12 protein-coding genes are annotated in these 15,099 nt (G+C 43.1%); 4 read left to right on the top strand and 8 right to left on the bottom strand.

All coding sequences use genetic code 11. The features are described 5' to 3' along the window. Positions 1–47: 47 nt before the first annotated feature. The 5 genes from GSQ19_RS22415 to GSQ19_RS22395 all read right to left on the bottom strand — a co-directional run bounded on the left by GSQ19_RS22415 (position 48) and on the right by GSQ19_RS22395 (position 6,591). Entirely contained in the window at positions 48–1,268 is a 1,221-nt protein-coding gene (locus tag GSQ19_RS22415) for an AIPR family protein (RefSeq protein WP_011320041.1), read from the bottom strand. 306 nt (positions 1,269–1,574) lie between these two features. Continuing rightward, a complete protein-coding gene (locus GSQ19_RS22410) occupies positions 1,575–1,730 on the bottom strand; it encodes a hypothetical protein (protein WP_153228514.1) in 156 nt (51 codons plus the stop codon). A gap of 26 nt (positions 1,731–1,756) precedes the next feature. Further along, positions 1,757–2,092 carry a XisI protein gene (locus GSQ19_RS22405; protein ID WP_011320040.1) on the bottom strand — a complete coding sequence of 112 codons (336 nt, stop codon included), beginning with the start codon at positions 2,090–2,092 and terminating at the stop codon, positions 1,757–1,759. After that, entirely contained in the window at positions 2,080–2,499 is a 420-nt protein-coding gene (locus GSQ19_RS22400; RefSeq protein WP_011320039.1) for an element excision factor XisH family protein, read from the bottom strand. Before GSQ19_RS22400 ends, GSQ19_RS22405 begins: the two co-directional genes overlap by 13 nt. Before the next feature lie 105 nt (positions 2,500–2,604). Then, a complete protein-coding gene (locus GSQ19_RS22395; RefSeq protein ID WP_011320038.1) occupies positions 2,605–6,591 on the bottom strand; it encodes a magnesium chelatase subunit H in 3,987 nt (1,328 codons plus the stop codon). 497 nt (positions 6,592–7,088) lie between these two features. On the opposite strand from GSQ19_RS22395, the gene GSQ19_RS22390 reads away from it, so the two are divergent. Beyond that, complete coding sequence (locus tag GSQ19_RS22390; RefSeq protein WP_011320037.1) at positions 7,089–8,780, top strand: serine/threonine protein kinase; 1,692 nt, start codon at positions 7,089–7,091, stop codon at positions 8,778–8,780. Between the two features lie 142 nt (positions 8,781–8,922). Here GSQ19_RS22390 and GSQ19_RS22385 read toward each other — a convergent pair whose 3' ends face one another. Beyond that, positions 8,923–9,462, bottom strand: coding sequence for a DUF4097 family beta strand repeat-containing protein (locus GSQ19_RS22385; protein ID WP_236577842.1), 540 nt, complete (start codon positions 9,460–9,462; stop codon positions 8,923–8,925). Between the two features lie 499 nt (positions 9,463–9,961). Between GSQ19_RS22385 and GSQ19_RS22380 the strand changes: the two genes are divergently transcribed. Then, the gene (locus tag GSQ19_RS22380) at positions 9,962–11,767 is read left to right on the top strand and encodes a serine/threonine-protein kinase (RefSeq protein WP_011320035.1); all 1,806 of its coding nucleotides are present in this window, start codon (positions 9,962–9,964) and stop codon (positions 11,765–11,767) included. A gap of 108 nt (positions 11,768–11,875) precedes the next feature. Here the strand turns inward: GSQ19_RS22380 and GSQ19_RS22375 are convergent, their stop codons facing one another. Next, positions 11,876–12,160, bottom strand: coding sequence for a DUF2470 domain-containing protein (locus tag GSQ19_RS22375; protein WP_011320034.1), 285 nt, complete (start codon positions 12,158–12,160; stop codon positions 11,876–11,878). A 403-nt stretch (positions 12,161–12,563) separates the two neighbouring features. On the opposite strand from GSQ19_RS22375, the gene GSQ19_RS22370 reads away from it, so the two are divergent. Continuing rightward, positions 12,564–13,319, top strand: a complete 756-nt coding sequence (locus GSQ19_RS22370; RefSeq protein ID WP_011320033.1) for a metallophosphoesterase family protein — start codon at positions 12,564–12,566, stop codon at positions 13,317–13,319. A gap of 106 nt (positions 13,320–13,425) precedes the next feature. Here GSQ19_RS22370 and GSQ19_RS22365 read toward each other — a convergent pair whose 3' ends face one another. Beyond that, positions 13,426–14,283, bottom strand: coding sequence for a M48 family metallopeptidase (locus tag GSQ19_RS22365; protein ID WP_185478899.1), 858 nt, complete (start codon positions 14,281–14,283; stop codon positions 13,426–13,428). Positions 14,284–14,536: 253 nt separating this feature from the next. On the opposite strand from GSQ19_RS22365, the gene GSQ19_RS22360 reads away from it, so the two are divergent. Then, positions 14,537–15,067, top strand: a complete 531-nt coding sequence (locus GSQ19_RS22360; protein WP_011320031.1) for a DUF4330 domain-containing protein — start codon at positions 14,537–14,539, stop codon at positions 15,065–15,067. Positions 15,068–15,099: the final 32 nt, after the last annotated feature.

Raw genomic sequence — 15,099 nt, 5'->3', positions numbered from 1 at the left:
TCTGGAGATGTCTAATGTATGGTATCAGTAGAAACTTAAATTTTCTACTACTTTATCTGAACAAATTGTAAAGCAACCATACTTGTTAGAGTTGACCAAGTAGATTTTGAACGTGCAAAAGTGGAAGCACTACTGCGTCCTTCATTTCTGTATGTATCCCAGAGACGGTCAACCAGCTTAACTCCCCACTCGTCCCATAGTTCCTCTACAGGTTTAATCCATTTTCCATCTTTAATAAATACACGGAAAGCTGCAAGAACTGGCATATAAAAAATGTCTCCAACAGTTAGCTGAGTTGTTTGATAACCAGTGATTAACTTCATTGGTTTCGGTTTACAACCGCTAACTTTAGATATGACAATTTTTTTGCCTATTCCTTTCGTATTTACGGCTTCTTTTTTAATTGTTGCTTTTCCATTGATAACTTCATGCTGTTTGATTATCTGTTCTTCTAACCACAGTATGTCTTTCAGTAAGGGTATGACCTGCTTGTAGTCTTGTTCATCCCATTCTTGAACGAGGCTACCACGAGATTGATAAGCTTTTATAGGGTGTTTGTCTTCCCTAAAGTCAAACAATTTGTTATTTAATAATGCAAGACGACGAACTAAATCAGTTACATCATAGTCGGCTCTTTCGTCAAATTCGCCGTCTTCATTAGGTTTGAAAACAACATTTTGACGATATTCTTTCGGTAGAGCCTCTTCTATCGGCTTCCAAATCCGATCCAAATTTTTTAAAGCGTAGACAGGTACTGATAAGCTGAGATTACGGGCATGACTTATTTTTGATATTTCATCCTCTTCTATACCAACAGCTACACAAACCTGCACATTAGCATTTGAAGCATTTGGGTAAGATTCCCTAAATTTATGCTGACCATATAATGCGTGCATTATAACTTTATAAGTATGGCCACCGTTGATTACGCCATGACCAAGGAAGTCTCCCTCGTCGTCAGTATTAGGTATGTTTAAATCCAACTGAACTATAAAATCTCCACCTTCGCCTCTGGGAGCTTTTATTTTATCGGCGATAAGCATTATACCGCTATTGTAAAAAACAAACTTTTCTGGCTCTTTTGCGAGGGTCTTTAACATAGCCCTTGCAGGCTTCGATTCTAAACTAGCATTTCTTGCATTTGGGCCAAATGGCAACCCTTGCGGAAGCTCTGATACTGGCAAGGTTAGATTCCAAATCTGTGCTTCACCATCAACTAAAGCACGACAAGCAGACTTGGCCTTGAGGGAAAGTTCTATAATTTGCATAAGTTTATCTTTTTTGTTCAACAGAACACAACAGGTTCAACGGAACCTTATTAGAAGGTATCACAAATTTTGTAAATGTAAACCGCTTATTTCAAAAATTTTGGTATCATTTGTAACAAAAATTGTGTAAAAATTTGCAGTCTAAACTTATAGATATAAATGAGTTTTGTAATTAAATTTGAGTTTCAGACATAGACTTCACGTAAAAAGCCTGCATAAGCAGGCTAAATTTCTTCAGTTGATTTTTAGGTCACATTGTTTATATAGCCATAGCTTCTAGCTACGGCTATATTATAAGTTTTATATTTACTCAATCTCCTCAATGCGGTCTTCAACTTCTTGGTATAACTCGCGGAGGCGGTCTAAATTCTCCTCGCTAGTTTCCCAATAACCGCGACCATTCACTTCCAACAAAGTAGATACCATCTTGCGGAAAGAATAAGCGTTAAGATTTATTAACATGCACTTGTTGATTTTCAATATATCTGCTAACTAACTGCATAGTCTGTAAACTGCCTCATAAAAGGAGACTGAAAACCTAAGACAATATCTTTCTTGGGAACTCCCGCAGCTACCAAATTAGCAGCAATATCATCCTCTGTACTATTCCATTGCAGCCAAATCTTTTCGCATTTGATGTCAATGTGGATGATACAACTATGTACCCAATTTTGACCTTCCCAGCCTACATTAACTATTTGATAATGGTCGCGTTCTTTATCGAAAATTGTCTCAACTTCTATATTTGAGTGAGATGGTTTTTGCTCACCGTAATCATTTAATATGTTTTGTACAAGCTGCCGATAATGAGTTAATTTATCCATTGGAAAATTACCTCCTGCTCTACATCATAAACCAGCATCTTAACTTGATTTTCTATTATGATCTCTTTGGGGAAATCAAGTTGAAAAAATGTTTTGTAAGTTGTTAAAGGTACTGCTAAATATAAAACACGATCAGGTTCTACCTTTCTCAATGCACCTCTATAATTAATAAATTGTCCTAATGCTGTATGAAATTCGGAAATCGCCGACGACTGTTTTAAAAAACTTTTGACTTCAACTGCAATTTTTTGTCCTTGGCGTTCTGCGGCAATCAGCTTTTGGGCGGCTAAGTCAATAGAAAGATTAACTCCTCCCACGCTAATTGTGAGTGGATCATCAGTAATTTGCCAACCGTCTTTCTTTAAAGCTGTTTTGACAACTTCATGAAAAACATCTCTAGCAGACATACATATATAATTATATTTCTAATTTTCATTCGGGTACATTATTTACCATCCGTAAACACGCATAAAAAAATAGAGACGTTCTACAGAACGTCTCTATCTTGATGGTTATTCTATACCTTCAATACGGTCTTCAACTTCTTGGTACAACTCGCGGAGGCGGTCTAAATTCTCCTCGCTAGTTTCCCAATAACCGCGACCATTCACTTCCAACAAAGTTGAGACAATCTTGCGGAAAGAATGGGGGTTGAGGTTCATCAACCGTTTCTGCATTTCTTCATCTTTGATGAAGGTTTCGTTGGTGTCCTCGTAAATCCAGTTGTCCACAGCGCCGGCTGTTGCACTCCAACCTGTGGTATTTACCAAACGCTTGGAAAGTTCGCGGACACCTTCGTAACCGTGAGATAGCATACCTTCATACCACTTGGGATTTAACAATTTGGTACGGGCATCTAGGCGGACGGTTTCGGATAATGTGCGGACTTGGGCGTTAGCTGTGGTGGTGTCTGCAATGTAGGATGACGGTTTCTTACCATCACCACGCAGACTTGCTACCAACTTGGTGGGGTCGGAGTCGAAGTAGTGAGAAACGTCAGTCAAGCTAATCTCCGAGGAATCCAGGTTTTGGAAGGTTGCGTCAGCAGTTTTTAAGGTGCTTTCAAAAAGCTGGCGGGATTCGTCCATGATTCCGGGGTTATCGGAATTGAAGGAGAAGGATTTGCGCTTGAGGTACATTTCCTGTAACTCGGCTTCGCTGTCCCATGTGCTGTTTTCTACTGCCAAGTTGATGTTTGAGGAGTAGGAACCAGAAGCATTGGAGAAAACGCGGGTGGCTGCTTGTCTGAGGTTAATACCCATTTCCTCGGCTTGTTGCAGTGCGTGTTTGCGGACGAAGTTCATTTCTAATGGTTCATCTGCTTCCGCCGCCATCTTCACCCCTTGGTCTAACAGGTTCATCTGGTTAATGAACAAGTCGCGGAATACACCAGAACAGTTGATGACTACGTCAATTCTGGGTCGTCCCAACTCTTCTAGGGGTATTAACTCCAACTTGTTCACCCGTCCCAAAGCATCGGGAACCGGACGTACACCAACCATCCACATGATTTGGGCTAGGGATTCGCCGTAGGTTTTGATGTTATCGGTTCCCCAAAGGACGCAGGCGATGGTTTCTGGCCAATTACCATTGTTGTCAGCTTTGTTCCGTGCCAATAGCCTATCTACAACGATTTTGGCTGATTGGACGGCGGCTGCTGTGGGGATGGATTGGGGGTCTAGGGCGTGGATGTTCTTACCTGTGGGCAATACATCTGGGTTGCGGATGGGGTCGCCACCAGGGCCGGGGAGGATGTATTCGCCTTCTAAGCCTTTGAGTAATGCGCCGAGTTCGTTGTCTGCACAAACTTGTTGTAAGCAGAACTCTAAATACTCGAACAGGGGTTTTAAGGCTGAGGTGTCAACTTTGGGATAACCGGCTTTATGCAGGGATTCTACCCAAGGTTCTTTTTTACCCATGTTGAAGAAATTCAACTTGGAAACGAGGGAAACTCGTCCTTCCGCGTTGGTTTGTTCTTCTACTAGGGCGCGGACGGCGGCGCGAGTGGCTAGGGTGATGTCTTGTAGTAGTTGGACATCTTCTAGGATACCTCTGTCGCTATTTTGGTAAATTTCGTCAATATCTCGCCCAATGCTGTTGGCGATGATGCGGGGTAAGCTGAGAACTTCTTCTTCTTGACGGTCTAGGCTGGCGATATTTACGAGGGTGGCGATCGCTTCCTCTGCTGTTGGGGGTTTACCAATGACGTGCAAACCACAAGGTAACAACCGGGATTCGATTTCCATCAGCTTGCGGTAGACGCTACCAACTATATTATCCCGTTCTTCGGGGGTCATATCTTTGGCATCGGTTTCGGGCAAGTCAATATCTTTATCCAGGTTGACAATGCGGCACTTATCCATGATCGTGTTGACGATGGGGATACCGCGACCGCTATCTTTTAAGGTTTGGTAAGAAGCAATTAACTCACTGAGTTCTTTCAAACCTTTGTATAAACCAGCGTTTTCCGCAGGTGGTGTCAAGTAAGAAATTGTCTCGGCGTAACTGCGGCGTTTCGCAATTGTAGCTTCGCTGGGGTTATTGGCTGCGTAATAGTACAGGTTGGGAATTGTGCCAATTAAGTTATCTGGGTAACATTCACCAGACATCCCCATTTGCTTACCTGGCATAAATTCCAAGGAACCGTGTGTACCGAAGTGTAGTACAGCATCAGCACCCCAAATTCTTTCTAGGTAAGTGTAGTAAGCAGCAAAACCGTGGTGCGGGCTGGCGGAACGGGAGAATAACAACCGCATCGGGTCGCCTTCGTAACCAAAGGTGGGTTGTACACCAATGAAGACGTTACCGAATTGCTTACCATAAATCAACAGGTTTTGTCCGTCGCTGTTGAGGTTCCCTGGTGGCGGCCCCCAGTTTTCTTCCAGGCGTTGGGAATAAGGTGTTAGTTCCTCATATTCTGGGACTGACATCTTATAAGCAATGTTGAGTTCTGGGCTGGCGTACTGTGCTTGTGCGTCGTGGATGACTTGTTCCATCAACTCTTTGGCGTTTTCTGGCAAGTCTTGCACATCGTAGCCATTGTTTCTCAACGCCTGCATCACTTCGTAGATGGAACCAAATACATCTAGGTAAGCAGCAGTTCCCACGTTCCCTTTATCCGGTGGGAAGCTGAAAACGGTGATAGCAACTTTTTTGTTGAGTTTGGGTTTGCGGCGCAGGTTAGCCCATTTTAAAGCACGTTGAGCGACGGCAGCGATACGGTCTTGGAGGGCGATCGCTTTTCCTGTTGCCCCATCTCTACCCGATAATATAATCGGTTCAATCGCCCCATCTAATTCGGGAATGGCAATCTGCAATGCCACCTGAATCGGATGTAACCCTAAATCGCTATCTAACCACTCTTCAGTCGTTTGGAAGACTAAAGGCAACGCCACCATGTAAGGACGATTCAGGCGTTTAAGTGCGTCAATTGCTTTAGGATGGTCTTGTCTAGCCGGGCCACCCACCAACGCAAAACCAGTCAGAGATATAACTGCATCTACTAACGGGGTTTTAGTCGTTGGTTCGTAAAAGTAAGCATCCACAGGCTTGGAGAAATCCAGACCACCAGCAAATACTGGCAATACCTTTGCCCCTAAGGCTTCCAACTCCTGCACCATCGCCACATAATGGGCATCGTCACCGGTCACTAGGTGAGTGCGTTGTAATACCAAACCGACACAGGGCGCTAAGGGATCTTTTAAATCGCTGGATATATCCTTACGGGCTGTGTACCAGTTGAGGTATTCTCTGACATCCTCAAACATACTCGGCGCTAAAGGATGCCAAATCCCTAAATCAGGATAGACAACTGGCGCTTCATATTCTACGGATGCAGAATTCTGTTTTTCTACTGCTTTTAATACGTATTTATCAGTTAGCATCAGCAAGAAGTTTTCCAGATTTTCTGGGGAACCTCCTAGCCAATATTGAAAGCTCAACATAAAATTGCGAGCGTCCTGTGCCTTCTCCACTGGTAAATACTTTAGTACTTGCGGCAAGGTTCGCAATAACTTCAGCATCCCATCTTGGAATCCCGCACCGGATTTTTCTTTGCGTTTCCGCATAAATTGGGCGATCGCACTTTTCGACTGTCCCAACTGTGCCAGAGAAAAGCTGCCCATTTTGTTCAGGCGCATAACTTCTGGCATCGAGGGAAAGACAACGGCAACGTCTAAGCGATCGCGGTGTGGTTCTACTGCTGCAACTACTTTCTGTGCTAAGTCTTCGATGAAAATCAATGAAGCGATGAAAATATTGGCACCCTCGATCTCCCGCTTGAACTCTTCATAGTTCTCTGGATCTCTCAGTTCCTCAATCAAATACCCACTGATTTCAATCGCCAGGTTGGGATTATTCGCGTTAATCGTGCGAACCGCTTGCGACAGTGCGCTCTGGTACTGGGACTCAAGCACGACATAGACCACCTTAATTAAATTACGTCCGCGCAGGTTATCAGGCGCAATGTGTCTAATGGTGGACTTGACGTGGGTGAACATGCTTCCTCGGCTCCTTTGATGCGTGTTCTCTACTAAATTTTCTTGGGGACTCATGCCGCCCAAGAGAGATTTTTTTGTTCGGCAATATCAGTTTTTTATCAGAAAAAGCTTGCCCAATGGGCATTTTGTCGTTCATCTGACACAAATCGATATAAAAATCGCAAACTTTATCAACAAACATTAATAAATAATAAGAGTAAACACTCAGTATTTGTAAAGAAAAATTAATATTTTGGTAACAGTATGGGTAAAAAATGGAAAAAATGACAGACTCATCCCCTTGTGGGTTAAGTTTTTGTCAGTGGTCAGTAGTCAGCAGTCAGTGGTCATTAGTCAGTGGTCAGATCCAAAACAAATGACAAATGTAAGGACGCGACTAATCACGTCTCTTACAAATGTACAGACGCGATTAATCGCGTCTCTAAATAATTACACCCGCAACAAAATAAAAATGTAAATTATATAACAATTATCACCGTAATCTTAGGTATTAACTTATGGAACAGCTGCTTGACAATCGTTATCGGGTGATTAAAACCTTAGGTAGTGGTGGCTTTGGGGAAACATTCTTAGCTGAAGATAGTCAAATGCCCTCGAACCGCCGTTGTGTAGTAAAACAGCTCAGACCAATTCACAATAATCCCCAGATTTATCAACTAGTACAAGAACGTTTTCAAAGAGAAGCAGCGATTTTAGAAGATTTGGGTAGCTACTCAGGACAAATACCCACCTTGTATGCTTATTTTCAATCTAATACCCAATTCTACGTAGTCCAAGAATGGGTAGAAGGAGATACTCTCACAGCCAAACTTAAACAGCAAGGCGTATTGAGTGAAAGTGCTGTTCGAGATATTTTAATCAACTTATTACCCGTTCTGGAGTATGTCCACTCTAAGCGCATCATTCACCGCGACATCAAACCAGACAACATAATTTTGCGCCATCGTGACGGTAAACCCGTATTGATTGATTTTGGTGCAGTGCGAGAATCAATGGGAACAGTAGTCAATTCCCAAGGTAATCCTACCAGTTCCATTGTCATTGGTACACCTGGATATATGCCCAGCGAGCAAGCAGCCGGAAGACCAGTTTATTCCAGTGATTTATATAGTTTAGGACTAACAGCGATTTATTTGCTCACTGGGAAACAGCCACAGGAGTTAGAAACAGACCCCCACAGTGGGGAAATTATTTGGCATAAATACGCGTTGAATATAAGTCCTACATTAGCAGCTGTGATTGATCGAGCGATCGCCTACCATCCACGAGAACGTTTCATCACCGCTAGAGAAATGCTCGACGCTTTGCAATTAGGTGTAGTTTCCCCTCCAACAGTTCCCTATCAACAACCACAATCATCACCCACCATCCCTTATCAGCAACCACCAGTAGTAACTACACCACCTTTTGCAACTCAAACAAACACCGTCGCCGTTAGTCCAGGTACTACACCCACACCACAACCGATAAATCACAACAACAGTAATAGAGGTATCCTCATGGGTAGTTTAATTGCTGGCGGTTTAATTGGTGCTTCCGTAGTTATTGGTTTTGCCCTCACTAGACCAAATCAACCTGTAACACAAACAACATCTTTACCTAGTGAAACTACCATCAGCAACAATGCCACCCCAACAGTGGAACCATCACCCACAGCCACCCCTGAAACACCGATCAATCAGAATGTCACTCAAAATACCACACCACAGGCATCTGTCCGATTTCCCACAAACTCAAGACCGTTTACCACACCTATAGATTCCCAACCCAGAAATAACACAGAACCTAATACATCAGTTCCACAGGAAACCACACCACCAGAACCCCAAATTACAACCCCGCCAGAACAAACAGATAGACCTTCACCAGAAGAAGCTGTGCAAAATTACTATGAAACCATCAATGAGGGTGAATATAGTACCGCTTGGAATCTGCTAGCTCCCAGCTTCCAAAATAATAGACGATTACACCCCAGAGGTTATGATTCCTATCTTGATTGGTGGGGTGGACAAGTGGAAAGTGTAGATGTGCAACAAGTAAATTTGGTAGAAGCGAATGCAGACACAGCCACAGTTAATGCTCAATTGAGATATTTTATGAAAAGTGGCAGGCAATCATCCAGTTCTGTGCGCTTCTCTTTAGTATGGGATGCAGACAATACTAGATGGGTTGTCAGTGGTGCTAGATAGGCTAATTGTTTCCTTAGATATATTTGACCAAGAAAGGGAACGGATACGTGGTATGGAGTATTACATACGAATCTATTCCCTTTTTTGAATGAGAGTAGAGTGGAGCAAAGTTTGCTAATCAGGAATTACAGTAACTAACTTCTTATAATCTTGCACACTGATCTTCTTTACTACCTTGGACAATATTGTCACCACCAATCGGCTGAGGAGTATTTTCTTTACACTGCAAATTGCCGTTAATGCGATTTCGCTGAATCATTACCCCTCCAGTATTTTGAAAGACTTGTAAATTGCCGCCAATTTGGTTTTGATTAGCAACTATTTGTCTTGAGTTCGACTCTAACTGCACATCTCCATTGATGCGTGTACTCACCACACGAGCCGCACGACCCTGTTTCACTTGGATGCTTCCACCAACAGTAGTATTAGAATTTACATCGACTAGACTTGCACCCTCTGCCTGAATACTACCATTGACTTTCGCACCTATGGCCTTGAGAGTTGCGCTGCCTTCGACTACTATATTTCCTTTGACAGTAGTTCCAGTGAGAGTGCAGGTTTTACCTTGAGGTACTTTCACATTATCAACGGTGATTGCACCTAAACTTCTTTGGCAGGAAATCTCTTCAGCAACTGCAATGTGAGGGAACATTAGACTAGTGCTGAATCCGATCAATGTCATTGCCACACTAGAAATTGATTTAAGCATAACTGGTTAAGGTTGCGGTAAAAGTTGATAGTTATTAATGTCATACAGAAGCATGAAAAATATTTAAATAATTGATGAGAAAAAACTCATGAATCAGCTAAGCTGTTACGCATTTAAATCGTATATTTCGCACTCAGGTTGTCAAAAGTCCACAGTCCAAGCTAGCCTCTAACTCTGGACTCTTGACTATGGACAGCCCTGACGCAAGAATATTTGATCTAGGTGCGTATCACCTTATTTGAATTCTCAAAGTAATACCAATCTGAAAAAAGAATGCGACAAATAAACCATCTGTAGATACGCGATTAATCGCGTCTTCATTTCACCCAATGATGTGTTGCAATCATTAATTGAATTGGTATAGCTACAACAAAATTGCCATAGCAATGGGATATCTTGCATATTTGCGGGAACACAACCTATCTCCACATCGTGATGTACATTGAGAAAGGGCGGACACTTTGAACTTTCCATGACATCTATTCTGCTGAACAATCGCTATCAAGTAATTCAAGTACTCGGTGCTGGGGGGTTTGGAGAAACCCTGTTGGCGGAAGATACTCATATGCCTTCTCGCCGTCGCTGCGTGATTAAGCAACTCAAACCAGTCAGTAACGACCCACAAGCCTACCAATCTATTCAACAACGGTTTGAGCGGGAAGCAGCAACTCTAGAGTTTTTGGGTGAACACAACAACCAAATTCCCAGACTTTATGCCTATTTTTCTGAAAATGGTCAGTTTTACCTTGTGCAAGAGTGGATTCATGGTCAGACCCTCAGACAGCTTTTGGTATCCCAAGGCGTTCAAAGCGAAGGTATTGTTAAAACAATTCTGTTGAGTCTGCTATCAGTTTTAGATTACGTCCACAGTAAGGGCATCATTCACCGAGATATTAAACCCGATAATATTATTCTCCGTGACGTTGACCAAAAGCCAGTTTTGATTGATTTTGGTGCAGTTAAAGAAACCATTCGTTCAGTAGTCAGTTCCCCAGGATATGCTACCCGATCGCTCGTCATCGGTACACCCGGATATATGCCTAGTGAACAAGCCGTAGGTAGACCAGTTTACGCCACTGATATCTACAGCTTAGGTTTGACAGCGATTTATCTGTTAACTGGTAAAAGTCCTGAAGAATTGCCAACTCATCCCCAAACCGGTGAGATTCTTTGGCAAAACTTTGCGCCTCATGTGTCACAAAAACTGGTATCTGTACTGAATCAAGCCATTAAACCCCACGCAGGCGATCGCTACAGTACTGCCAGTAAAATGTTATATGCCTTATCATCCGGTTGGACGGCTCAACCTAGCATCCCTCCCAGCACTATACCAACCCAACAAACCCAAGCTTTATCTATTTCAGCGATTAAACCTCAAGGCGAACCTATACGGTGGACTGAACCCAATCGCCAAAAGTCTCTTTTCATCTTCGGTGGTCTCATAGTCGGTGGTTTAATGGCAGGAGTAGCAATGTCTACTCTGACGCGTCAGCCACAACCGCAAACACCCGTTGTCAGTAATCCTCTCCCCTCACCAGTCTCTCAAATTCCCACCACTGCACCCAATACTCAGCCTGTTTCGCCAGATTCTTCTCCATCCTCTATCCTCCCTGATTCCACAGAACAGCCAGTAAACCTCGACACACCATCACAAACTGAAACCCGTCAAGAAAACCCTGATCCGCCAGCAATATTCACACCCGCACCAGAAAACACCCCTATCACAGCCGATACTCCAACACCACAACCCAGCACAACACCAGAACCACAAAATCAACCTGTTTCCGCACCCCCAACTCCAGCAGATTCATTACCTCAAAGAAAAGCAAATACAACCAGACCAAGTGTTCCCGCGTTTCCCACAGGCACAGCCAGAAGCTCAGTAGAAGCCAAACTCGGTAAGCCGAATAGAGACTTAAGAGGCGTATGGGGTAATACTCGTGCAGTAGTATATCGGTTAGTTCCCAATCAAGTTGACTTAGGCTACTTATTTGATCGTAACTCTGGTGTACTGCGTCAAACTGAAGTATCTTTTGCTCAGTCGGTAGACCCAGAGGTGATGCAAGCCACTTTAAATGGGATGTTGGGTGGTCAATCTACTGCCAAAATTCAGCAAGGCTTACAAAAAATCCAACAACGCCAGTCCGACAATTTTAGCTTTACCGCAGGTGGAGTTAAGGGTCAAATTGTCCGTCAGAACTGCGATTTAATTTACATCAGTGTTTGGGAATCAGATTTACACGATTTTGTCAACCCAGCCTCAGCGAAAGGGTGTTGAAGTTGGGCGGGGGCAGGGGGTAGGGGAGCAGGGGAAGCAGAGGGGGTAGGGGAGCAGAGGGGGCAGGGGAGCAGGGAGAGGGGAAAACTGTTGACTAATGACTAATGACTAATGACTATTGACTCTAGCTTGTTTGACCATTGCAATCAATGTGTGATGAGCATCTTCTGCATCGGCTAAAACATGATCGAAGTGGATACGCACGGGGACGGATTCGCCATTGACTTGTGCGGTTAAATCCATACCTTGAGCGTCAATTGCCAGCATTTGGGCGGATGTAGCCTGGGAAACTCCGCCAAAAACCTGAGCATATAGCACTACCGCATTTGCATGGTCTTCATTCATGTGATTGCAGATGCGTGAGCTAATTTCCGCCGAAAACTGTTCAGACATTGTTAAGATGGGGAATCAGTAAAATGACTTTATAAATTTTAGGCTAACCGAGCGCAGATTTGCAGCAGTGCGGTTTGACGAAGAAAGGCAGAGGGCAGGAGGCAGAAGGCAGAAGGAAAGAAAAATGCTTGTTGGGTTCAAGCACCCCCCTTGTGGGTGGTTGTCTTTAATTTTGAATTTTGTTGGCGCAAGCCTTGCCGTTCGCGGTAGCGTTGCGTAGCAAAGGCTATTTTGAATTTTGAATTGGAGCGAAGCGACTTGACCTTTTTAGCCAGGGCTGATTTTGCCATAAACATCTACAATAACTTTAAATTCTTCAAGTAGTTTTTACCTATTGTTGCGGAATCCTAACCGCTTAAACTGTAGCAAGATTATTCAGCTGAGTTATTCCAGTTAAGAACCGATGAGCCAAACTAGTCAACGTAGAATAGTTATTGGGGATGTACATGGACACTACGAGGGATTGATCACTTTGTTAGAAGCGATCGCTCCAGGTGGTGATGATCAAGTTTATTTTTTGGGAGACTTAATTGATCGTGGCCCCCACAGCTCATATGTAATAGATTTAGTCAGAGACAATAATTATCTGTGTCTGTTGGGAAACCACGAGCAGATGTTATTAAACATCCTTAGTGGTGATATTTCCGTCGCCACAACGCAAGCATGGCTACATAGTGGAGGTCATGCAACTATCGCCAGTTATCCAGATCAAAGCATTCCTAAAGAACATTTAGAATGGCTAAGAAGTTTACCCACATATATTGACTTGGGTGACGTTTGGTTAACTCATGCTGGTCTTGACCCTAACCTACCATTGTCAGAACAAACCGCAGAACAGTTTTGCTGGATTAGGGAAGATTTTCATAGTATTCCCCAGCCATACTTTCCAGATAAACTAGTAATTATAGGTCACACTATTACATTTACTTTCCCTGGTGTAAATCCTGGTGAATTGGCTCAAGGACAGGGTTGGCTTGATATAGATACTGGTGCATACCATCCCCGTAGTGGTTGGTTAACAGGATTAGACATCACCAATAATTTAATTTACCAAATTAATATTTTTACTAACTGCTTACGCACCTTACCCTTAGAGGAAGGAGTAATTACTGTTGATCATAAGAAAATAGCGGTTCGCAGTAGCAAACAGCGCGCCTAAAAAATTCAAAGTATAAACAAGACGCAATCAATCATGTGTTTTGTTAGAGACGCGATTAATCGCGTCTGTACAGTTGTTAGCGATTAATCGCGTCTGTTGTCTGTTTTTAAAGGATTGACCGGATTCTAGCGCGATAGGCAGCATTATCTAAGCCATCACGCCCACTACTGCCTTGGGAATTAATAGCACGTCTGAGAGAAGTGATGCGATCGCCTGTTGCTGGGTGAGTACTCAAAAATGCCGGCACAGAACCACCGCCTTTCGAGAGTTTCTGCATAAAGGAAACCATCGCCGATGGTGCATAACCCGCTCTTGTTAAAGTTCTTAACCCTCTGGTGTCAGCATCAAACTCATCTTGACGACTGCGGGGACGGTTTAGTGCTAGTTCCACACCAAGTCCTACAGCTGTATTGCGGTCTAAACCTGTAGCAGAAGCTAAACCACTAGCCAGCGCTCGTTGTCGCATTTGTTTTACTAGATGTCTACCGCCAATGTGACCAATTTCATGAGCTATAACACTAGCTAATTCCGCTTCATTGTCTGCGGTTTTCAGTAAACCTGTGTGGATATAAACAAAGCCTCCTAAAGTGGCAAAGGCGTTAACAGCATCATTTTCCACCACTTGGAAGGTAAAAGGAAGATTGGGGCGATCGCTAGTTGCAACCAAGCGCTGTCCAATTTGGTCTACGTAGCGAGTAATTTCCGCATTCCGAGAAATGCTCACTTCACCACTACGTAATTGCTGATTCATCTGGTTACCCAGATCAACTTCCTGGCGATCGGATATATTAGACAGCTGAAGTACTTGCACACCTTGTAATAAGAGGGGTCGTAAGTCTATAGCCCTTCCAACCAAAGGTGTACCCAAACATAGACTCACAGCGACTACCACCGAAATTAATGGATAAAACCAGCGCCGCCGCCACACACGGTAATTTGCCATTAAGCCTTTCCTGTTCATCATAAATTTGGCTAGAAGATAATTTTGGAACCACACTAAATAAGAGGACGTATCTATCCTTTTGTAAGTTGCATTTTTAACTTGGTCATTAGTTAACAGTTAACTGTCAACTGTCAACTTTTCTTCCCAATCCCAATTTCTCAACTCATGATAAACTGTCGCGTAACTGCAACTGTCATTTGTAGAAGAGTTGCGGTGTAAATGATAAAACTTGTTGTTAAAATCAATTACCTCACATTGATTTGGAAAAATTTTTATGGCTATTTTAGATTCCAAAGGTCGCTTGTTTGGCAAAGTCAACATTCTTGATTTAGGCGCTTTGCTCGTTATTGTGATGGTTATATTTGGTATCTTTGTATTTCCAGGCACTTCTGGTAGTGTTGCCCAAGTTGGTGCAAAAACAGTACCCATAGAAGTAGATTTGGTTGTTCGCGGTTTAAATGTGCGCGATCCACAACAGTTAGCTGGCAATGGGTTGAAAAAAGGCGGTAAAACTAAGGTTATTATCCGCAATCAGCCTTATGGTGAGATTGAAATTAAGTCTGTGGAACAGTTACCAAGAACCGTAGTCGCTACTCAACCAGATGGTTCTGTGAAAGAATTACCAGATCCCAAAGCTAATAATTTTAGTACAGATATGCTTTTAACCTTAAACGGCAAAGCCCAAGTTACTAAGGACGGCCCTGTTTTAGGCAACAGTAAGGTAAAAATTGGTATGCCTTTTGAGTTGGAAGGCTTCAACTACAATTTCAATGCAACCGTCATCGATGTCAGATTACAAAGTTAGGGATTGGGGACTGGGGATTGGGGATTGGGGAC

The organism is Trichormus variabilis 0441 (genome assembly GCF_009856605.1).
Taxonomy (GTDB): domain Bacteria; phylum Cyanobacteriota; class Cyanobacteriia; order Cyanobacteriales; family Nostocaceae; genus Trichormus; species Trichormus variabilis.
The sequence above is the reverse complement of the archived record's forward strand: the minus strand, read 5'-3'. Positions and strand labels throughout refer to the sequence as shown.